Source organism: Caballeronia sp. J97 (assembly GCF_905220305.1).
Taxonomy (GTDB): domain Bacteria; phylum Pseudomonadota; class Gammaproteobacteria; order Burkholderiales; family Burkholderiaceae; genus Caballeronia.
On record NZ_CAJMZL010000092.1, the window covers coordinates 1 to 685 of the forward strand.

Consider the following 685-nt stretch of genomic DNA (forward strand, 5'->3'; position numbering starts at 1 on the left):
GTCACGACGTTGAACACGCCTGGCGGCAGATCGCTCTCCGCCACGATCTCGGCGAGCTTCAATACGGCGAGATTGGTGTATTCGGACGGCTTGACGACAACCGTGCAGCCACAGACAAGCGCGGGCGCGATCTTCATCGCGAACGTCATGACGGGGCCGTTGTACGGCAGGATCGCCGCCACCACACCGACCGGCTCGCGGAACGTCATGTACTGCATGTCCGAGGCGCTGGAGAACTGCGGGTATGTCTCGCCGTTGATCTTGTCGATCCAGCCGAGAAAGTGATCGAAGATGTCCGCCGCCGACTTGGGCGACACGCGCGAGTTGCGGCTGAACGTGAACGGGATGCCGTTATCGAGCGTCTGCAACTGCGCAATCTCTCTTTCGGCGGCGTAGATTTTCTCGACGATGGGTTGCAGCATCCGCTTGCGATCCTGTGCGCGCATACGCGGCCACGGTCCTTCGTCGAAGGCGCGTCGCGCGGCAACGACCGCCTGATCGACGCCACGCGCGCCGGCTTCGACGAACGTCGTCATCACTTCATTGGTCGCCGGGTGAATCTGTTCGAAGCGATCGTAGTGTCCATCGAGCCAGTTTCCATCGATGAACAATCTACCGGGCACGACGTTCAGATCGTCACGGATGCGGATGAGGCTAAGGGGCATGAAATGTCCTGCCGAAGTTG

1 protein-coding gene is annotated in these 685 nt (G+C 60.7%); it reads right to left on the minus strand.

Annotation, left to right across the window (positions count from 1 at the left end):
* On the minus strand, nucleotides 1-665 hold a 665-nt coding region (locus U4Y90_RS35965), incomplete at its 3' end, for an aldehyde dehydrogenase family protein (protein WP_321801900.1).
* Nucleotides 666-685 lie beyond the last annotated feature (20 nt).